Origin of the sequence: Hellea balneolensis DSM 19091, from assembly GCF_000428525.1 — a bacterium.
GTDB lineage: Bacteria > Pseudomonadota > Alphaproteobacteria > Caulobacterales > Maricaulaceae > Hellea > Hellea balneolensis.
The window spans coordinates 612665-632967 of sequence record NZ_AUAC01000003.1 but is presented as its reverse complement, the minus strand read 5'-3'; the positions used below and the strand labels follow the sequence as shown (position 1 = coordinate 632967).

At 46.9% G+C, this 20303-nt stretch carries 15 protein-coding genes and 1 tRNA gene; 11 read left to right on the top strand and 5 right to left on the bottom strand.

Annotated elements, in window-relative coordinates:
• Positions 1-3: 3 nt before the first annotated feature.
• Together F569_RS0109215 and F569_RS0109210 are read right to left on the bottom strand one after the other, a co-directional pair.
• A complete protein-coding gene (locus F569_RS0109215; RefSeq protein ID WP_026941961.1) occupies positions 4-897 on the bottom strand; it encodes a haloalkane dehalogenase in 894 nt (297 codons plus the stop codon).
• A 3-nt stretch (positions 898-900) separates the two neighbouring features.
• Positions 901-1146 carry a ParB N-terminal domain-containing protein gene (locus F569_RS0109210; RefSeq protein ID WP_026941960.1) on the bottom strand — a complete coding sequence of 82 codons (246 nt, stop codon included), beginning with the start codon at positions 1144-1146 and terminating at the stop codon, positions 901-903.
• 61 nt (positions 1147-1207) lie between these two features.
• On the opposite strand from F569_RS0109210, the gene F569_RS0109205 reads away from it, so the two are divergent.
• From F569_RS0109205 to F569_RS17340, 10 genes are all read left to right on the top strand, one after another.
• Positions 1208-1858: a fumarylacetoacetate hydrolase family protein gene (locus F569_RS0109205; RefSeq protein ID WP_026941959.1), complete on the top strand. Its 651-nt coding sequence runs from the start codon at positions 1208-1210 to the stop codon at positions 1856-1858.
• Positions 1859-1972: 114 nt separating this feature from the next.
• Positions 1973-2063 (top strand) — tRNA-Ser (locus F569_RS0109200).
• 226 nt (positions 2064-2289) lie between these two features.
• Positions 2290-4032 (top strand): autotransporter assembly complex protein TamA, encoded by a 1743-nt coding sequence (locus F569_RS0109195; RefSeq protein WP_154813701.1) that lies wholly within the window; start codon positions 2290-2292, stop codon positions 4030-4032.
• Positions 4032-8189 (top strand): translocation/assembly module TamB domain-containing protein, encoded by a 4158-nt coding sequence (locus tag F569_RS0109190; protein WP_026941957.1) that lies wholly within the window; start codon positions 4032-4034, stop codon positions 8187-8189. The genes F569_RS0109195 and F569_RS0109190 overlap by 1 nt, the downstream gene beginning before the upstream one ends.
• 337 nt (positions 8190-8526) lie before the next feature.
• The gene (locus F569_RS17355) at positions 8527-10146 is read left to right on the top strand and encodes an exopolysaccharide biosynthesis polyprenyl glycosylphosphotransferase (RefSeq protein ID WP_084168927.1); all 1620 of its coding nucleotides are present in this window, start codon (positions 8527-8529) and stop codon (positions 10144-10146) included.
• 37 nt (positions 10147-10183) lie between these two features.
• Positions 10184-11644 (top strand): lipopolysaccharide biosynthesis protein, encoded by a 1461-nt coding sequence (locus F569_RS0109180; protein ID WP_026941956.1) that lies wholly within the window; start codon positions 10184-10186, stop codon positions 11642-11644.
• Entirely contained in the window at positions 11641-12579 is a 939-nt protein-coding gene (locus F569_RS0109175) for a glycosyltransferase family 2 protein (protein WP_034388104.1), read from the top strand. The genes F569_RS0109180 and F569_RS0109175 overlap by 4 nt, the downstream gene beginning before the upstream one ends.
• Positions 12579-13346 carry a polysaccharide deacetylase family protein gene (locus F569_RS18970; RefSeq protein WP_051279656.1) on the top strand — a complete coding sequence of 256 codons (768 nt, stop codon included), beginning with the start codon at positions 12579-12581 and terminating at the stop codon, positions 13344-13346. The genes F569_RS0109175 and F569_RS18970 overlap by 1 nt, the downstream gene beginning before the upstream one ends.
• Complete coding sequence (locus F569_RS17345) at positions 13333-14295, top strand: glycosyltransferase family 2 protein (RefSeq protein WP_051279654.1); 963 nt, start codon at positions 13333-13335, stop codon at positions 14293-14295. Before F569_RS18970 ends, F569_RS17345 begins: the two co-directional genes overlap by 14 nt.
• Positions 14295-15461 (top strand): acyltransferase family protein, encoded by a 1167-nt coding sequence (locus tag F569_RS17340; protein WP_051279652.1) that lies wholly within the window; start codon positions 14295-14297, stop codon positions 15459-15461. The genes F569_RS17345 and F569_RS17340 overlap by 1 nt, the downstream gene beginning before the upstream one ends.
• A gap of 2 nt (positions 15462-15463) precedes the next feature.
• Here the strand turns inward: F569_RS17340 and F569_RS17335 are convergent, their stop codons facing one another.
• Both F569_RS17335 and F569_RS0109150 read right to left on the bottom strand, forming a co-directional pair.
• Entirely contained in the window at positions 15464-16792 is a 1329-nt protein-coding gene (locus tag F569_RS17335) for an O-antigen ligase family protein (RefSeq protein WP_051279651.1), read from the bottom strand.
• 11 nt (positions 16793-16803) lie between these two features.
• Entirely contained in the window at positions 16804-18819 is a 2016-nt protein-coding gene (locus tag F569_RS0109150) for a GumC family protein (RefSeq protein WP_026941954.1), read from the bottom strand.
• Positions 18820-19185: 366 nt separating this feature from the next.
• Here F569_RS0109150 and F569_RS18965 point away from each other — a divergent pair, with 366 nt between their 5' ends.
• On the top strand, positions 19186-19887 hold the full coding sequence (locus F569_RS18965; RefSeq protein ID WP_162143762.1) for a polysaccharide biosynthesis/export family protein: 702 nt from the start codon (positions 19186-19188) through the stop codon (positions 19885-19887).
• A 60-nt stretch (positions 19888-19947) separates the two neighbouring features.
• Here F569_RS18965 and F569_RS0109135 read toward each other — a convergent pair whose 3' ends face one another.
• Positions 19948-20238, bottom strand: coding sequence for a hypothetical protein (locus F569_RS0109135; protein ID WP_026941953.1), 291 nt, complete (start codon positions 20236-20238; stop codon positions 19948-19950).
• Positions 20239-20303 lie beyond the last annotated feature (65 nt).

The following is a 20303-nucleotide window of genomic DNA, read 5'->3' as shown; positions in this document are numbered from 1 at the left end:
GAGTTAGAGCGCTTTCATAAAATCAATAATGATTTGAGAGAGTTCCGCGTGGACGTCTTCTTGAAGAAAATGACCACCGCCTTCAACAATTTCGTGAGGTTGAGTTTTCGCCCCTTGAATATTCCGTTTGAAATGTTTCTCATCACCACCAGTGACAGGATCTTCGTCGGAGAAACATGTTAGAAAGGGTTTTTCAAATTGCGCCAAAACCTCCCAAGCTTTTTGGTTTTCTACCGCGCCGTCTTGCACTTGCGATGTCGGCACTAAAGCGGGGAAAATACGCGCTCCCGCTTTGTAGCTTTCATTAGGATAGGGAGCGTCATAGGCCGCAATGATGTCAGGAGAGAGGTCGGTAACAGTTGCGCCATTGATAATATTTCCGACAGGAAATTCTGGCACAGTTTGTGAGTATTTTTGCCACGCCAGAAAAGCTTCAGAGGGCGTGCCCTCACCTGTTGGTAATCCTGTATTAGCTGCAATCACGCCTGCGAATCTTTCAGGGAATGATGAGACTAAGCGCAGCCCCAAAAGACCACCCCAGTCTTGGCAAAAGAGCACGGCATCACTGACATCTAATTTCATGAACCATTCGGTCATCCATTCAACATGACGACTATAAGAATAATCAGATGTTTCGGCGGGTTTATCCGACTTGCCAAAGCCAATCAGGTCTGGCGCAATAACGCGATATCCAGCTGCGGCAACGGTGGTGATCATATGGCGATAGAGAAAAGACCAACTCGGCTCACCATGCATCATGATGACAAGCTGTCCTTCGCGCGGGCCATGATCCACATAATGCAAACGTAGATTATCACCTATGGTGACATAGTTCGGCTCGAACGGATAATCTGGAAGATTTTGAAACCGGCTATCAGGCGTGCGTAATATTTTCATAACTTAATGCTTTTTGGCTTGGACGATATGTCCTTCGATGGTTTCGCTGCCGAGAAGTTTCATCGCCTCGACTCTATGTAGTCCTTCTTGCAAGACGTAACGATCTTTGCCGAGGCGCACATAGATTGGCGTTGTCTGCCCGTTCTCAAGAATGTCCTCGGCAAGGGGCAAAACTTTCTCTTCATCAAGCGTCTTTTTCTTGGCCGCAGGAACATAGATTTTATCAATAGGCACATCGACAACGCGCATTGGCAGCTCTCCTTTTTTTGGATAAGCTAGCATAGGCGCATGATAGCGCAATGAGGATAATATGAATTTCGCATTTCCCCCTACAGACCCTGTTAGCCTTCCAATAGCGGGAGGCGACTCACGCTTTCCAGTAAGACGCATTTATTGCGTTGGGAAAAATTATGCCGATCATGTGATAGAAATGGGCGGCGATATTGAGCGCTCTGAACCTATATTTTTCACCAAGGCGGCAGAAACACTTGTACAAAGCGGGGCCAATATCCCTTATCCCCCCCATACTGATAATCTGCATTATGAAGTAGAACTTGTTGTTGCTATGGGGCCAGACGGCGTATTTGGATATGGTGTTGGGATTGATATGACGCGGCGTGATATTCAAGCGAAAGCTAAGGCAAAAGGCGGGCCTTGGGCGCGCGCCAAAAACTTTCACTTATCGGCCCCCTGCTCGGCTTTAACTCCGGCTGACAAAGTTGATCTTTCAAGCGCACATATAGTTCTGCGCAAAAACGGTGATATAGTACAACATTCCGCACTCAACAAATTGATATGGTCTATTGAAGAAATTATTGACTACCTGACCAAAGACATGGACCTGCAAGCCGGAGATCTAATCTATACAGGCACTCCAGCTGGTGTTGGCCCTGTGAAAGCCGGTGATGAACTCTCAGGCGGAATTGAAGGGTTAGAGCGCATCACTGTCCGTTTTGTTTAAGCCCACAAACTAATCTCTTAGCTAATCAGGTAACCTCTTATGATCTCGGGTTTATCTGAAATTTCATAAGATTAAAGCTTGCCCCACTCCATGGTTTTCGCTAGTCCCGCCGACGGAGACGTGGCCGAGTGGTCGAAGGCGCTCCCCTGCTAAGGGAGTATGGGTCATAAGCCCATCGAGGGTTCGAATCCCTTCGTCTCCGCCATTTCCCCATGGCGTGATATTACATCGTATTGCCGTCTTTTAGATGGTTAAAAATCTCGTGCCATTGTAGTTGTTTTTGGTTTTTAATCGACTCCGAGTGACAATTCTTGGAACAAGCTGTTGCTACGATGCGTAAATATTGAGAGGATTGCTATCAATCTCTGAGGTATTTTAGAAACGCTGTGTTCCCAAAAGTAAAATTCATTAGCCTGATCCTAGGGTTAGTCGTGGCATTGTATCCATATGCCGCCGCAGCTAATACGCCTTTGGCAAAAGTTGAAGGGGATTTGACGCCTGAGCTTCGCGAGCTCATGAAGGACGTCATTGGCACGGCAGACGAAAAACCACGTTCTCTAGCGCAATCCCGGCGCCGGGCTGAAAAAGCGGCGGAGAACGCCATCTCAGTCCTGCGTTCACAAGCCTATTATGGCGGAGCCGTAAAAGCCCGCATAGATGAATTTGTATCCGGTGAGGATGACGGAAAACGCCGCGCCCCCGAACCTGTTCTGGTGATCTCAAAAGGACCTATCTTCACTTTTTCTGACATTTCAGTCTCCTATGATGGCGCCACGCCGGACATTGCCGTGGATGTATTTCGAGAGATAAACCTAAAAAAGGACAGCCCGGCAATTGCAGCAAAAGTCGTGGCGGCTGAACTTCGTGTAGTAAGCTATCTGCGAGCTAATGGATATCCCGACGCCATCGCTAAGCCTAGCAAGCCTGTCGTCAATCATGATAGCAAGACTATGGCGGTGAAACTCATTATTTCAGCAGGTCAGAAAACCCGCTTTGGACAGATTGAGCAAACAGGCACAGCTTATATTGTGAAGAGCTGGCCGCCAATGATTGCGCCTTTCAAGGACGGTGACATTTTTGATAATCGCAAGCTCAACAAACTAGCTTCTCGCGTCACAGGAACAGGTGTCTTTGATGGTGCTACAGCTATATTAAGTGACGAAAAAGAAGAAAATGCGGACGGGACTGTTACGCGAAATATTTTATTGAATGTAGAACAAGGTGCCATAAATACTGTCAGCGGAGAAATCGGCTTTTCGACAACTGATGGTAGCGGCCTTGATGTGACGTATGAACGCCGTAACTTTATTGGCTATGCGCAAACGCTCATCCTCACCTCCACATTGAAAACCAATCAAATAAGCCTGGGCGCTGATTACAATATTCCATTTGCCTGGCGGGCAGATCGTGAGCTGGATATTGGTGGTATTATATCGCGTGAAGACACCGATGCTTTTACAGGGGAGAGAATAGCCACATCCGCTTTGCTCACACAAAAAATCTCAAGCAAATTCAGAATCACTGCAGGCATCGGGCTCGAAGCCTCGCAATTTAAAGAGAATGAAGCTGAGGTGAGATCCTATCTGGTGGACGGCCTAGCAAGTGCGCAATATGATGCGCGCGACTCTATTTTAGACCCCGTCACGGGCTATCTTTTAAAGGCTGAATTCATCCCATCTTATAATCTTGGCAAAGAAAACGGCTTTTTCACAACCGCTGAAATCAGCGGGAGTGCTTATCAGCGTGTTTCAGATAGTCTTGTCGCAGCCGGACGCCTCCAATTAGGCACTATTTTTGGAGCCGGGCAAGCTAGCGTTCCCTTGAACCGCCGTTATTATGCGGGCGGAGGCGGATCAGTTCGCGGATTTGGGTTTCAAAGCATCTCCCCACAGGATGTTGAAGGAAACCCAATTGGCGGACGATCCATATCGGAGGCGAGTGCGGAAATTCGCTACCGCGGCGAAAGTCCATTTGGGGCCGCAGCCTTTATCGATGCAGGGAGTGTCTCTCGCGGAGACCTGCCTGATCTCTCAGACATTCGCTACGGTGCAGGTGTCGGTCTGCGCTATTACACGGGCTTTGCCCCTATAAGAGCTGACATCGCCGTACCGCTTAATAAGCGTGATGGCGATAATGACTTTCAAATCTATCTGAGTATTGGGCAGGCTTTTTAATGGCCGAGGCGAAACAAAATAAACCCTGGTGGAGGCGGCGCATAATATTCGCCATATTAGCTTTAATGCTGTTGGCCGTTCTTGCCCTAATCTCTTTGCGCGTTTTTATCACGACTGCCTCAGGTTCGCGTTTCATTGAAGAGCAAGTCAATAGCCGTAGTTTTGGGCCTGTCGCGTCTGTAAATATCTCAGGGCTTTCCGGTGATCCTCTAAAAGCCTTTTCGATTTCTAAAGTTGAGATCAAAGATGAAAAAGGCGTATGGCTTGATGCGGAGGATATCACAATTGAATGGTCGCCATTTGCACTTATTCAGCGAACTTTGAAAATTGAGCAGTTGGATATTCAAAAAGCGGATGCCTTTCGCCGTCCTATTATAAATGAAACGACAGCTTCAGAAAGTGAACCCTATAGATTATCCGTTCCTGACGTTCAGATATCAACACTTACGCTTCACGAAGCTCTAATAGGACTAAACGCCGACTTTAAAGTGACAGGCGGCGCGGCGCTTACGGGCGGCGAAATATCCGCGCATCTCAATGCCCTACGCACTGATATTAAAGGGGATAGCTTCGATGTTAAATTTAACCGAAATCAAAAGGGTTCACTAGACGGAATATTTGATATTCGCGCAGAAGCTAACGGCCCCATAGCCCGCTTGATGAGAGCTCCAGTTGATAAGGCTGTTACAGGTACAGGCACATTAAAGGGAACATCAGAAGACGGTACCGGTCAATTTAATCTCGTCTTTGGCGAAAGTAATGCCGCCACAGGAGATGTTTTTTGGACCGAAGACACAGCTCGGCTGAATACAAATGTAAACATTGCGCAATGGAACGCGTTTCAGGCCGCGCGAGAGCGCATTGGAAATACAGTCACAATTATAGGCTCTGTCGAAAATAGAGGTGGCGCGGGATATTCAAATGCCCCTTTCAGATTTGATGTTAAAGCACCCAAGCTAACAATTCAGACCTCAGGTAAACTGCCGGAAGACGGGCTCATACCTACCCAAATGGACTTAGAGTTAAACACTCAAAAATTATCCGATTTGAGTATATTCCCGGAAGGCTATGAAGGCGGGAAAGGCACGGTCATCGGCACATTCATCAATGCGACGAACCCCGCATTTCAAGGCCGGATAGACTTTGAAAATCTTATATCCCCTTACGGAAAAGCCAAGCGCCTGTCGGGGCCTGTTTCGGCAAGCCAGTCTGAAGAGGATATTTATAATTATGACGGCAATCTGACCCTTGAAGCACTTACTTTATCTCAAGACATGCCGATAGCGATTAGCGATAGCGCGCAAATTAGCTCTGAGGGCAAACTTAATTTAAGAACACGGCAATTAAACTTTGAAACCACAAAACTATCAACTGGGGCTAATAAACTTACGGTTCAAGGACAAGCCGGTTGGGAGCCTCTCACCTATGATGTTGCGGGTGATGCAGTCGCGGCTGTTCTGGCTCAAGGGTCAATCCCCGCAGGGCAATTCGAAATGGGCTTTAAAATTAAGCAGACAGAAACATCAGCGGCGGCCCTGAACGCCGATGGTGTGTTTAAACCGAGTGATCAGTTAGATGGGCCTGCCGGTGCAGTGATCGGCGAGAACCTCACTTTCAAAACCCGCATGTCGCCTGTAGATGGAGGGATCCAAATTTCAGAAGCGCAAATTAGCGGGGATAATATTCGCGCCGCCATAGAAGGCCGTATTACAGATAGCTATGCCCTAAGCGGAGAAGCGATGCTCACCTCGTCACTGCCCTTGCCCTCCATAACGCTTGGTGAGAACAGCGATGTCAGTTTCGAATTATCAGGGCCGCGAACCGACCCTGATTTACGGCTGGACGCCGCCTCATCAAAAGTCATTATTAGCGGACAGACTCTTACCACCCCGCGTATGCGCATAGAAGTGCAAGACTTATTCAATGCGCCCAAAGGTCCTCTGCAGATTGAAGCAAAAACGGAATATGGCGACTTAGTCCTGACATCCCAATTCGCATCAAGGCCAGGGATTTATGCTGCTGAGGACATGACGTTTAAACTTGGCGATTTAACAGCCAATGGCGACCTTAGCGTTGCAGAGTCAAATCTTGCGACAGGACAATTCGAATTAGATTTACCTCAAGAGGGAGATCGTTTTGCACGCGCCACATTAGCGTTTGCCCCTGTTGGCATAGAGCAAGGTCTCAGCCTGTCTATTGACGCGAAAAGTATCGCCTTACAGCAATATGAATTTGATCATATCAAGGCCACTGCAGATGGCACTCTGGCAAATCTTTCAGGCACGGTAAAAACCAAGGGACGGCGCAACATATCCCTCCTCAGCCGCGGCTTTGAATTGGATACCCCTTTCGACGTCAGCCGAAATGCAGATAATTTTATACATCTGCAAATGTCTCCCAGAGGAAAATATGGAGATATTGGCCTGGGTTCATCCGGCCCCGTTGCGTTTAAATATGGAAACCACACGATTGCCCTTAATGCGCCACTGACGATATCAGGCCAAGCGGTCTCTCTCAATTATAGCAAACAAGGCCTTTCCGAGACTTTAACTGTGGACACAGCCAACCTACCGATTAATTTAGTTCCAATGCCTGGTAATTTGGCCGATACGCTAGGCCAGGCCGCTATTAATTTTAAATTAGAATCAAACGGGGCCGGCGTTACAGGCGGCGGAGATTTAGAGCTAACGGACTGGCGCGGCTTTGATGTTAAACGAGAAAACGGGATTAACGCTCTTACGTCAATTAGCTTAAATGGAAACCGTGGAGATATAAAACTGAAAGGGCAATCCGTCAGCGGGTTCACCGTAAGCGGCAACAGCAAGTTCGGGCTTAGCAATGCAAACACCTTAATGGCTCTGCGCCTTGATAACGCTGCGCCAGTGTCAGGGGAATTGAACATGTCGGGCGCTGCATCTTCTGTTTTGGGCCTAGTCACGCCTAGTGATGCAGAGCTTGGCGGAGATCTTACGGCAAGTTTACGGTTATCGGGAACAGCTAATGCACCGCTTATTGATGGCCGCGCAGCAGGAACAGACATTCGGTTCGAAGCGCCTGAGCTGGGCACACGTATTCGAAAGGGTCGGTTCACGACAGCTTTCCAAAATGATCGATTATCCGTCACTGATCTTTATGTTCAGGATGCTGACAAAGGCACTCTAAGCGGGAAAGGTGAATTTACCTTAGGTGAATTAGGGAGGCCGCTTGGGTCGCTTGAGATCAACGCTAAGAAATTTCGAGCCTTAGATCGACGTGATGTCCAAGGTGTCGTGAGCGGTAAATTGGCCTATCTAAGCCGCCAAGACGATGCTGAGTTAGTCGGTGAAATCGGGCTAAATGAGGCAGAGATAAAACAATTTATCACCGGCGGGAAAAGTGTCATTGAAATTGAGGTGGATGAAATCAACCCCCCTGAAACGGTTCAAACCATGAATCTTCAGGACACCCCGCTACCCGTAAATGTGAATATCAAGGTCAGAGCCCCGCGAGAAATTTATGTTCGTAGCCGCGGACTTGATGTCGAACTCTCCGTTGACATGGATATAACAGGTGCCATCGATGACCCTCTATTTAATGGCAAGGCCGAAGTGGTTCGCGGAGGATATAAACTAGCTGGAAAGACACTTGAATTCACAGATGGCGCGATAGAGTTTAACGGTGCCTTGCCCGATGCCAAATTATCTTTGCTAGCCGAAACGGATACGACTGATATTACCGCCCAAATTCAGATTACTGGTACGGTCGAAAAACCTACAATTGAGCTCACCAGCAGCCCTGAACGGCCACAAGATGAAATCTTGTCAGTCCTACTATTCGGACGGTCTGCTACAGAGCTATCCTCAATAGAGGCAGCGCAACTCGCCGGAGCCCTAGCCCAGTTCTCTGGATCGGGCGCAGGGTTTGACCTGCTAGGAGGACTTCGTGATGCATTTGGAATAGGACAGCTTAGCATCGGCTTTGCGGAAGACGGCACAGCGCAAATATCAGGCGGAAGGTATCTGGCTAAAAACGTATATCTGCAAGTTTTCTCAGGTGCAGGACAAGATCAAACAGGCGCTGTAATTGAATGGGAAATTCGTAAGAACCTCTCCCTAAGATCAAGGCTACAAGCCGATAATGATCAGGCATTTTCTCTGAAATATAAAAAGGACTTCTAATTAAGGCCATCCTCAGACGCGCTATAGCCACCCTAGTATATTCCAAAATTGTACAGATTTAGAACACTAGCCATTTCGCAGATGTTTTAGAAAGAGACATTACGCAAAACTTGCCGCGACTCTTAGTGAACCAATCTCGAAAATAGTTTATTTCTTTGTACGTAGTTTTTTAAATTCTACGTATTTTACCCTCTATTAACCATAGCTTTATGCGATTGCACCGCATTGACCCAAACTGATCCGAATTGGCACAGTTTAGGCACGTATATTTACATCTGATGTTTACCAGATCTTTGCGGATTTAAAGTAAAGCTATGGCTAATAACAAGGTGGGATAATGCCAAAACCAATGAAAACAACGTCCGAGCATGCGCTCGAGATCGAGACCCTGAACGCAAAACCTGTTCGAGGCTCTGATGAAAAACGTGGCTCTGCTCAACGCCGTTCAGCACCGCTTGACAGCTTTGCTGAAAAAATACGACCAAGCCAGAAACGCGTTACTGTGGACCGCCGCCGAAAAAGAAAAACGACTGCAGAAGTATCTGTTCCACAAAAACAAACAAGCATGAGTGCTCTGCGTTTCGCACTCCGGACCTCTGATATTTTCTGGGTTACAGCTATAATAGTGCTAAGCGTGTGGAACGGATATGTTGGGATCAACAATAGAGGTGTTCTGGCTCCCGTTTCAGCGGCTATATTAGGCAGCGTCATCTTCATCTCAATGTTATTTGTTAATCGAGCCCATAAATTTCCTGCTGCAGAGACTCTTGGGCAACATTTAAAGACCGTGATGATGGCTGCCTTTGGCGCTTTAGGACTCTGGCTTACTATAGCCCTTATTACCAAACCCGACACATTTCTGCCGGATACATTGGCATTCGCCGGGTTAGGCGCGACCGCGATTTTGTTTATACTACATAGTCTCTATCACATGCAGGTTAAGCGGCTGCATAATAGGGGCGCTCTGGCTCCAACAATTGTAATGTTGGGCGCGACAGAGTCTGCCCGCCGTCTTATTGAAGAAAACGCAAAGACGCGTGAGCTTAACATTCTAGCCATTTTTGATGAACGTCTAGCACGCGCCCCGCATAATATTCACGGCGTGCCCGTAGTTGGAAAAATCGAAGATTTGCTAAATTGGGATCAACTCCCATACATTAATCGTATCGTGGTAACACTGCCCGGCATGGCTAAAAGCCGTAAGCAAGCCTTTTTAGAGCAGGTTAAACTTTTGCCTAACCGCATTGCCTTTGTCGTCGATGAGTTTGAAAACTTAGACCACGTACAACAGCGCCTCACACAAATTGCTGAGGTTGGCATGCGCGAAGTCACTGGCAACCCTAAAGGCGGTGCTCATACAGCGATTAAACGCCTTATGGACATCAGTATTGGAACCTTGGCACTTATCGGTTTATCGCCTGTTCTTGCTATCGTCGCTCTTATGATCAAGAAAGACAGTCCTGGCCCTGTTTTGTTTAAACAGCCGCGGCATGGGTTTAATAACCGTGTATTCAATGTTTATAAATTCCGCTCTATGCGCAATGATCAAGCGGACTTAAAAGCAGCTCAACAGACAGTCGCAGGTGACGCGCGCGTTACAAAAATAGGGCGTTTTATTCGTAAAACCTCAATTGATGAGCTCCCGCAACTTCTGAACGTCATCAAAGGCGATATGTCACTTGTCGGCCCACGTCCTCATGCAGTGGGCATGCGTACCCAAGGTAAAGACTCCATGGAGCTCGTGGCAGAATATGCGCACCGCCACAAAGTAAAACCTGGCATGACAGGATGGGCGCAAATCAATGGATCACGGGGTCCTCTGCATGATGGTGATGACGTTGCCCGCCGTGTCGAACTGGATGTAGAGTATATTGAACGCAGCAATGCGGTGTTTGATTTATACATCATGCTAAAGACACTTCCTGTCCTTCTCGGCGATAGTGAGAACATCCGTTAATGCCACTCATTCATTTATATCCTTGGGAATTAAGCTCATGATGGGCCGTTCAATGCTAGCCTATATTCCTGTTAATCTGGCGAATATTATCGTCAGCTTTGGCACGATTGTGGTTCTTACGCGCTTGCTAAACAGTGAAGAGTTTGGCCGCTACGCACTCGCCATGATTACGATGCAATTTGCTCATATGGGCTTGTTCACGTGGCTAGAAGCCGCAATGGCACGCTTCCAAGCGAGAGCTGAACGCGAGGGGGATGTTAGCTCACATCTAAAAACGCTTTATACTTATGCGCTTGCCTGCGGCGCTGCTGGCTTTGCGTTCATGATGGTTGTTCTTTGGGCGCTTCCAATATCGCAGCTCATGAAGACCGTTTTAGTCGCGACATTAGCTTCAACAACGATTCAAATTTTCTTTAATCTGGGTATGGAAGCTCATAAAGCGGCGCACCGCGTCAAGCGTTATAGTTTTACTTATTCGACCCAAATGTTGATGAGTTTTACAATTGGTATTTTATTAATTCTTACGACACCACTACGCGAAGTCGCACCTTTCATTGGTATCATAGTCGCCTTACTTGTTATGTTGGCGATTGACCTTCCCTTCATGTTGAAAAAAATGAAAGGCGGTCAATCTCAAATCACCAAAGCCAAGACTTATTTCAATTATGGAGTGCCAATTTGCATATCATTATTACTGGCTTACGCCCTTAATTCTGCTGATATGTATTTGATTGCCTACATGATGGGCGAAGCTTCTGCAGGACAGTATAATGCGGGATATAACTTGGCTAATCGGTCACTTGAAATTCTCTTTGTTTGGATATCTATGGCAGCCACACCGATTGCTGTTACGCTTATGGAAAAAGAAGGCGTTGAGCGTTCTCGTGAGATTATGAAGGATTACGGCGCGTCCCTACTTTGGATTGCTATGCCTGCTGCGACAGGCATCGCTTTAGTGTCAAAAGAGTTTGGGTTTATCTTGGGCGAAAGCGTTCGAGCGGAAGCCATAACAGTAATGCCCCTTATCGCCCTTGCTGGTGTATTAAATGGCTTGATTAGTTACTACGCACAACGAGCTTTTATGCTATCGGGCAGAACATCCATGTTCATGTGGGCTATGGTACCCCCGGTTATTCTGAATATCGGGCTCAACCTATGGCTTATTCCTCTTTATGGGCTGATGGGAGCCGTATATGCGACGGTCATTTCCTATGCTCTTGGCTTTGTTCTAGCTATTGCTGTAGGCCGCAAATTCTACCCCTTACCCCTGCCAGTAAGAGCCGCTTTTGAAATTGGGTTTGGCTGCATCTGTATGGCCGCCGCTGTGCTAGCCTTGCCTGATATGAGCCATATACCTGACTTTGTAGTCTTGATGATTAAAGCGTCAATTGGCGCAATGGCATATGGCGTTGTGTCAATGGCTATTAACGCCGCTAACTCACGCAGTTTCGTCTTGGGTCTGCTAGAAAAGCGCCGTTTAAAGGCTGTATCCGCATGAGCACAGAAATCACACATATCAAAAGTTTAAAACAAGCTCCGGCAAAACCTAAACTATCAGTACTCATCCCTTATTACAGGGATGACCCTACTGCATTACTAGATGCACTGCTCTCTCAGACGAAGACACGGAAAGATGTGGAAATCCTTATCTATGATGACGGCACAGGCGATGTACAACTCAATGCAAAAGTCGCGGCAGCGGTAAAGTCGGCTCACAGCGCTGTACACCTGATGATTGCTCATACAAATAAAGGGCGGTCTGCTGCACGAAATGCTCTGCAAGAACAAGCTCGGGCGGATTGGGTTTTATTCTTAGATGCCGATATGCGCCCAGTGTCTGAGGCATTTTTATCAGATTACACAACTCTTATAAGCGCTAAAATCGCAGACGTTATCTTTGGCGGTTTTACTGTTCCTGATAAAGCAGATACATTGGATCAAGAGCTGCACAGGGCCCTCTCTGAAGTATCAGATTGTCTTTCTTTAGCCGCGCGCCAAGCCGCAGGACCTCAATTTGTTGCCTCTTCAAACCTTGCCGTAAAGAAAGAAGTTCTGAATGCTGAAGGCTTCGATGATGGATTTAGCGGTTGGGGCTGGGAGGACAGTGAATGGGCGGCTCGCATTGCGAAAAAATTCACATTGCTTCATGCGGACATCCCTGCCCTGCATCTTGGGTTGGAAACAACAGAGACATTACTAAGACGCTTTAAAACAAGCGGTCATAATTATGTCAGGTTCACGCAAAAGCATCCTGATATAGCTAAGACTCTTAGTCTTTTTAGAATATCGCAAAGATTGCGTAAAACGCCTGGGCAAAAGCTAATGCGCCCTGCTCTAAAGCTCGCCGTTAAGTTACGGGTATTACCTATGAAATTGCGGCTCTTGGCGCTTAAGCTTTGGCGCGCAAGCCATTATGCAGAGGCCTTTGCGTAATGACTGTTTATCAACCTGACATGTCCCTTAAAGCCAAAATTAAACGGCGCATTACGCCGTTTATGGCAAGGCGTGTGATAAAGCCACAGCTGGAGCGCCCCATTGTCAGCTTTAGCTTTGATGATTGCCCTAAATCTGTCATCGAAAATGCCATTAAACCGCTTGAGCGAGAGAACTGGCGCGCAACAATCTATATTGCCATGGGGTTATGTGGTATTGAAAATCACCTAGGTCTTCATATGGATGCTGACGACGTGACAGCCCTATACGCCGGTGGACATGAGATTGGCGATCACACCTTCGATCATATTGACGCCGCGCAAAATAGCGCATCCATATTCATGGGCGACATTGATAAAAACCAGTCTGCCCTGAATGCAATTGGGCTTCCGCCCAGTGAAACATTTGCCTATCCTTATGGACAGGTGACGACAGAATTAAAACTTAAGCTAGCCAGCAAGTTTTTGGGGTCTCGCGGAATACGCAGCCGGGAAAGCACAGATGACGTTGATCTTAACCAGATAAGGTCCAACCGTCTTTACGCCGGTCAGGACTTTGATACGCTCATGGAACAAATAAAACGCATAAGCGACAAGCCAGGATGGTTACCTATTTTCACCCATGACATACGTGATAACCCTAGCCCTTTTGGATGCACGCCACAGCAAATGTTACATGTTATTGACGCGATTAAATCATCAGGTGCTGAAGTTTTGACGATGGTCGAAGCTATAAAAAAAATGGAGCTGACTCATGAAGCCGGTTAGTAAACTCGACTGGTCAGAAGGCGTTTCTGTCGTTGTTCCAACCTATAAACGTCCTGACGGTATTCGTATTGCCCTTAATAGCCTCATAGGGCAGAGCGCAGGTCACCGCCCCATTGAAATTATCATTGCTGATAATGACCCTCTAGCCAGTGCGAAACCTTTTGTGACTCAGTTTGCGAAAAACTCTGATATTGAAATCATTTATAAACATGTGCCCGAACCGGGTGTTTCAAATGCAAGGAATGGCGCACTAGATGTCGCCAGAGGGCGTTTTATTGCCTTTCTTGATGATGATATGGATGCCTTACCTGGATGGCTTGAAGAGCTTGTAAAAGCGTCTCTCAAATATAAAGCGGCCATAACATTTGGCCCCGCCAGAGCTGTGATGCCGAATAAGGACGATCCACTTAACCCTTACATGGCACCTTTCTTTTCACGCATTGCAGATGCCCCTGAAGGCTATATTACCAAGTGTTTGGGTACGGGCGGATGTCTTTTGGATCTATCCCTTTGTGAAATGCCGAGCCCAGCCTTTGATCCTATTCATAATGAAACAGGCGGCGAAGACGATGCATTATTTCATCACCTGCAAGACCACGGTGCTAAAGTAGCTTGGGCAATAAAGGCGGAAAGCTACGAAATCGTACCGGCCTCTCGGGCGACACCCCGATATATGTGGAAGCGTAACTTTGCATTTGGGCAAGGCCCCACTCAATCTGAAGCGGATAAAGGGCTAGCAGGCTTACCGGGAATAGTTAAATGGATGTGCGTAGGTATCTTACAATTCTGCGTGTATGGCCCGGTTTTTGCAGGGCTTAAACTTATGAATAAACCTAAATACATTCATTACCAAAATCGCACGGCGCAAGCTTTGGGTAAATTCTTTTGGTGGAATAGCTTTAAGCAAAAGCTCTACGGCAATAATGCAACAATTGGCGTTAATGCATAATGTTCACTTGGCTAACAGCCACACATAATAACCATCTAAGCGAAACGGCTAGATATGGTTATATCCCGGGCTTAGACGGTCTTAGGGCTATAGCCGTAATGATCGTTATGGTGGCCCATCTTGGCTTTGAGCATATTGTGCCTGGAGGTTTTGGTGTCACCGTATTTTTCTTTATCTCCGGCTTCTTAATCACGCGCCTTTTACTGGCTGAGTCTGAGAACAAAGGTATCGGGTTAAAAGACTTTTACGCACGCCGCTTTGTACGCCTCTACCCGGCTCTCTTATTTATGCTGTTCGGTACACTTGTCATATATGGGTTGTTGGGAATTGGCGGCGCGACGTCGGCAGAACTTGCGGCTAGTATTTTCTATTTCACAAATTTCTATCAAATGCTCATTCGTGCGACGACTGATACCCTGCCCTTTATGCCATGGACCCATCTTTGGTCTTTAGCTGTCGAGGAACATTTTTACTTGGTTTTTCCTGCCTTCATGCTGTTGTGCCGCAATAATTGGAAACGCGCAGGGATTATACTGATTGCGCTGATTGCAGTGATACCGCTTTGGCGTACTTTTATAATGTATGGCACAAATTTACCCTATGCAGATTATAACTATATGATGACAGATGCTCGTCTGGACAGCTTAGCATGGGGCTGCCTTCTGAGTGTGTTGTTACACTTAAAAGGTAATTTGAAAGCGTTTAGACCTCTTTTAGGTGTCATACCCACATTGCTAGCGGGATGTGCTATTATCGCATCATTTCTCATTCGTGATGAGGCCTTCCGATTCACACTGCGCTTTACGTTGCAAGGCGCGGCTCTTTTTGTTCTCATTCTAAATTTCTATTATCTCAGAGCATTGAACATCGCAGTCAATATAGCAGAATGGAAATGGCTCGCTTGGATTGGGAAGCTTTCTTATGCACTCTATCTTTGGCACGTTCCGGTCTATGATTTGGTTCACCGTTTCAGTGACCGCTCAGTTTTAAGCTTACTCATCACCACATGTATAAGCTTTGCGCTTGCCGCGTTTTCTTTTTACATCGTTGAAAAACCCTTCATGGTCCTTAGGAAAAGGTTCGGAGCTCATATCGTCAAAGCAGATTCTGATGACCAAACCGCTAAGTCAAACTCGCCTCGACCACAACTTTCTCCTGCAGAGTGAACCTAATCACGTTTGATGGTTCTGCGCACGTCTTGGGTAAAGTAATTTTCCCTAGGTTTATTTCGCCAATAAGGTTTCTCAAAAGCAAATAATTTTGCAGAGACCGCAACAAAAATCACCCAGCTAAGGTCATTTTGTTGTAGGATAGAACTTTCTGAAATGGAGAAAACCAAGAACACAATAACAACAAGAATGGCAAAATAGGTTTCAGATCCTCCACGCCAAATTCGTTGAAATGCCAGAATGAATGTCCAAATATAATGAAGAGCAAATAAGGCTACACCCAAAACTCCAACGGATAACCACGTTTCGATCCAACCATTATGAGCCGTAGGAATACCCCATTGCAGCTGCAATCTGACGTAATAGGATGGTCCCAACTGATCCATCCAGTAAACGCCATAGCCATAGCCCAGATAAGGCTTTTCTTTAATTGAGCGTAAGAGCGCATCCCAGATATCTGTACGGCCTGTGAGCGTTCTGTCTTTACCGATTAATTCTAACATCATGTCCGGCGCAGCCAAGACCAACCCCACGAAAATAGTCGTTCCTGCCAAGAACAGATAGGCTACGGGAATACGGAGCACAGGAAATCTTCGAAATATTCTTAAGACAATGAATAACCCTATGGCGGCCAAGCATGCTAAAAGGGCGGTCTTTGATGTAGAGAGTAAAACGAGGCCGAAACAAAGAAGCCCCAATGGGATCCATGCCCATCCGCGCGATGGTTTCATGGCGAAGGCACACATCAGCACTACCAGACCGCGTGTCATTTGGGAGCCAAGGTAATTTTTTTCAACCCAAGGTCCCCTCCAAGCTCCGGGATGTATATCAGTATGAACAGCGCGTGAGGGGTCAATTATTCCATGAAAAAGAGAAAACACAGCCAATAGACCAAAAACAAGAGCCAAGCGCTGAACCAGACCATTCCAGTCATATCTGGCGGCTAAAACCAAACCAAATAAAGTGGTCATAAGCAAAGCCACAGAGCGCCGCATTGTGATGCCCGGATCAATAGACCAAAGCATTGAGGCGCCGCAGACAAGCACACAGAAAATCAATAATGGGCCGAAAATGGCTACGCGCGTAAGCTGCGGAAGACAACGAAACCCTAAAAGCAATACGATACCGTAAATCGGATACCACATAAGGCGCGCCATCGGAAAATCCCGCTCCAAATCATTGAGATCTGTAAAAAGCAAGCCGCCTATAGCGCCAGAGAAATAGAAAATGACAAAGAAAAATAGTGCGTTTTCTATTCCATGAATAAGCGAACCCAGCGCATAGTTGCGCTGTCTTAAATTATCATGGGTATAGGTTTGAGTGACCACTAGCCCGAAATCTATATTTTAGGCGTTTGGGTGTCTTGTTGACCTTGAGTATACTGTCCGTTTTGATCAAGGGCCCCAGCACTTTGCCCTGACAAATAAGGATTACTATTCATATCCAAGGCCGCAGACCCGTCCGTATAGGGCGTGGGGTCAAAGGGTGAGGATGAATAAGTATACGGATCATATGGTTGAGGTCCTGTGCCGTCTTGCATAACAGCACCTTGCATATAACTATCCTGCCCAGCCACGTATTGTGCCGTATTGCTATCCGCATATTGCGGCTGACTATAATCTTGTTGGCCATAGGATTGCCCAGTAGCGGCATAATTGCCTTGGTCATAACCCTGTTGAACTTGCCCAGCATCATAGCTTTCAGGATAATAGGCCGCCGGTTCATGACTTGCGACAGCAGGCTCATACGGTGTTTGCTCAGGGACATAAGGAGAGACAGGTTCTGGAATGTAACTCGGCGCAGTTGCTGAGTTAATACGGCTGGTCGGCGCGACATATAGTCGAGGGTCGAGAAAGACACGTAACAAAGCTAACATAAAGAGCGTCAGACCCCAGGCAAATATAGCCCCTGCAGCTGCCAGAAGACGTGTATTCGATCCTTTATTGGGGTATTTAGGCCATGAAATAACTTTGACATTTTCATTCGTCGCTTCAGCTTGCTTTTGCTTTACCAAAGCTTCTTGCTCCTTAGCATTATAGTTTTTCAGGCGGGAGTCCAATGACTCGCGCTCCCTCAAAAGGCTGGCGTAATCAGGGCTAAGAGCCGTTAATTTACGCACCTTAGCATCCGCGCTATTGAGCTGGCGCTGCAACGTAAATTCTTTCTCACGGTAGCTATCTGCCGTCGCTTGGAGTGTATTTCGACGTGTGAGCAAAGCTTGATACACTGTATTAGGGCCAACGCGGCGGCCGCCTGTTGCTCTGCCGCCATTTGCACTTAGTAGTGATTTTAGCTCGGCTAATTCAGTTTGCTTTTGACGCACAGGATCACTGCTCGGCAGATATTTTGCCAAAAGCTGTTTAAGCTCCAGTTCTGCTTGTGAAACCCGTGCCGAAGCACGGTCATCTATATATAAGTTAATTTCTTTAGGCGTCTGGCGCAATTGCCCCTCTACCGTGGCAAGAGCTGTTTCTGTTTCAGACATTTGCGCTCTTAGCAGGTTCAACGCAGCCCGAAGCTCTTCAGTACGCTTGCGTACTCCCCCTTGCTCCGAATTAAAGTCAGAGATGTTGTTTCTCTTAAGAAATCTCGCAATTGCCCGCTCATTTTGATCAAGCTGTAGCTCTGTTTCTTTACGGCTTTCTCCGATGATGCCCGCAGCCCCTTCCACGAAAATTTTACGGCGATAGGATTGATAAGCTAATATGAGGGCATTCAAAGTTGCGACAGCAACCTCACCGTCTTCATGCTTATAGGACAGGTCAATGATGGAAGATTTTGGACGCGGCGCTACCATGAAAGCTCTGTCCATTTTCCGGAACATTTCAGATCTAGCTTCTCGGCGCAGACGCTGATTGTTTCCAGCCTCGCGCAATTTTTTCATTCCAGCGGGATCAAATCGTTTAGCATATGGACTTGTTTCAGATGTCATCTCACCAAAGACTTGCTCAATAATCTCATCATTTTTGATAATGCCGACTTCATTCAGCGCAATCGTGTCTGCAGTAATCGTCATGCCGGCTTGTCCTGGCTGACCTGTAATCGGTTGATAGACATATTCGTCGCCAATCTGGACAAGGATGCGCGCATCACCTGTGAAGGTTCGTTTAAAATCACGCGTCAAATGCCAAGCCAAAAGTGAGCCAATCAAAAAGAGCGGCACAACCCAGATAAGTTGCCGCCCAAAGGATTTGAGCATCTCACCCAAACGGATATTGGGCATGCCATTCGCATAATCCCCAACTGTAAGATCAGCCGCGCGAGGCGCTTCGGTATGGGTGTGACTTCCCGCAGATTGAGAGCCACCGTTATGACCTCTCATTGAACTGCTTTTATTTCGGCGTAAAAATGCCATGGACAACCCTTCAAATGATTCTGTTAACCATAAGACAGGCCAAAATTTAACAATTCCTTATCCATTCTTGTTAACACTTGAAAAAAGTCGAAAAACACATGTGCTGAGGCCATTTTCATGAGCAAATACATAAAATCCCCGATAATTGCCCTATTTATGGGGGTTTCAAGCCTCACACTGCTGACTGATTCGACGGCTTTTGCGCAGAATCGCTATGGCGCGCCGATGCCGAATCACGCGCCCACGATTAACCATAATCGTGTTCACATGCCCCCAATGGTTAATCCTGTTATTAATAGAGGTCCTATTCCAGGTCGGTATCCGCACAATGTTCAGAAAAAAAAGCAAAAAAAATATAGCGGACTCATGGCACGTTTGCGCGGTCAAAAACATATCTCTTACCAAGTGCCAGCGCCTCACCCGGGCCTGGGTATGTTCCAGCAATGGGTGAATTATGAGCCTGAATACAAACTACACCCCGGTGATCAGCTTGATATCGTTGTTTCCAGCGCTCCTGAGCTTTCCAGAACCCTCACTGTGGGCCCAGATGGTCGAGTCGTGATGCCCATGAGCAAGCCCATAATGGCCGCAGGGCGTACATTCCAGCAATTACAAGCGCAGTTATCCGCAGAACTTGGAAAACAACTTCGTGATCCTACACTGGCAGTCACGCCGCGTGCTTACTCACCTGAACAGATTTACGTTGGCGGCCAAGTGGGGCAGCCAGGTACATATACATTACCGGGCCGTGTCGGAGCGTTAGAGGCCCTAATGATGGCAGGAGGCATGCGCCCAACAGCTAGAGCCAAAAGGGTCGCAGTTCTACGCCGCTCCCCCAATGGCGGCATGATGATGCGAACTGTGAATATCCGAAATGGTCTTCTCAATATCAGAGAATATGATGATAATATGCAGCTACGCCGTGGAGATATCATTTATGTGCCGCAGTCAAACATCGCTGAAATCGGAACATGGATGCAAAACTTCCGAGCTGCCCTACCCGTTGATTTCAATCTAAGTTATCAGTTTGGCCAGAATAATGGCGGAACAACTGTCGTTTCGCCGTAAAACGGAAAACATAATTTAAAAGAGCGGCTCGCTTTGTGCTCTGCCGCTTTTTATTTCGATTTAAGCTACAAGTAGTCCGCGGTTTTCAGCTAGCCATCCACGCGCTGCACGTTGTGCTAATGTCAGATCATCACTGCTCATTTCGAGCTTGATCTCTTCGCGGTAGCTTTTTGCAGGCATTGAACCCATCATAGCGGCCAGACTGAACCATTTATGCGCTTCAACAAAATCAGGGCCGCGATCTTCTAGGTCAGTTGAATATATCAACCCCAAGCGGAATAAATCCTCTGATTTTGCACCAGCTATAATTGCGGCTTGTGCTTCTTTTACTTCAACATCTGTAAAGGCCATATTAGCCTCCTATCTTCACTTTTCATCTAATACCTTCGGGAACACTCGTTCATCGAAGAAGCTTC

Coding starts and splice junctions, on each gene's coding strand:
- F569_RS0109215 (WP_026941961.1), bottom strand. CDS start 897: ATGAAAATATTACGCACGCCTGATAGCCGGTTTCAAAATCTTCCAGAT.
- F569_RS0109210 (WP_026941960.1), bottom strand. CDS start 1,146: ATGCGCGTTGTCGATGTGCCTATTGATAAAATCTATGTTCCTGCGGCC.
- F569_RS0109205 (WP_026941959.1), top strand. CDS start 1,208: ATGAATTTCGCATTTCCCCCTACAGACCCTGTTAGCCTTCCAATAGCG.
- F569_RS0109190 (WP_026941957.1), top strand. CDS start 4,032: ATGGCCGAGGCGAAACAAAATAAACCCTGGTGGAGGCGGCGCATAATA.
- F569_RS17355 (WP_084168927.1), top strand. CDS start 8,527: ATGCCAAAACCAATGAAAACAACGTCCGAGCATGCGCTCGAGATCGAG.
- F569_RS0109180 (WP_026941956.1), top strand. CDS start 10,184: ATGATGGGCCGTTCAATGCTAGCCTATATTCCTGTTAATCTGGCGAAT.
- F569_RS0109175 (WP_034388104.1), top strand. CDS start 11,641: ATGAGCACAGAAATCACACATATCAAAAGTTTAAAACAAGCTCCGGCA.
- F569_RS18970 (WP_051279656.1), top strand. CDS start 12,579: ATGACTGTTTATCAACCTGACATGTCCCTTAAAGCCAAAATTAAACGG.
- F569_RS17345 (WP_051279654.1), top strand. CDS start 13,333: ATGAAGCCGGTTAGTAAACTCGACTGGTCAGAAGGCGTTTCTGTCGTT.
- F569_RS17340 (WP_051279652.1), top strand. CDS start 14,295: ATGTTCACTTGGCTAACAGCCACACATAATAACCATCTAAGCGAAACG.
- F569_RS0109150 (WP_026941954.1), bottom strand. CDS start 18,819: ATGGCATTTTTACGCCGAAATAAAAGCAGTTCAATGAGAGGTCATAAC.
- F569_RS18965 (WP_162143762.1), top strand. CDS start 19,186: ATGGCACGTTTGCGCGGTCAAAAACATATCTCTTACCAAGTGCCAGCG.
- F569_RS0109135 (WP_026941953.1), bottom strand. CDS start 20,238: ATGGCCTTTACAGATGTTGAAGTAAAAGAAGCACAAGCCGCAATTATA.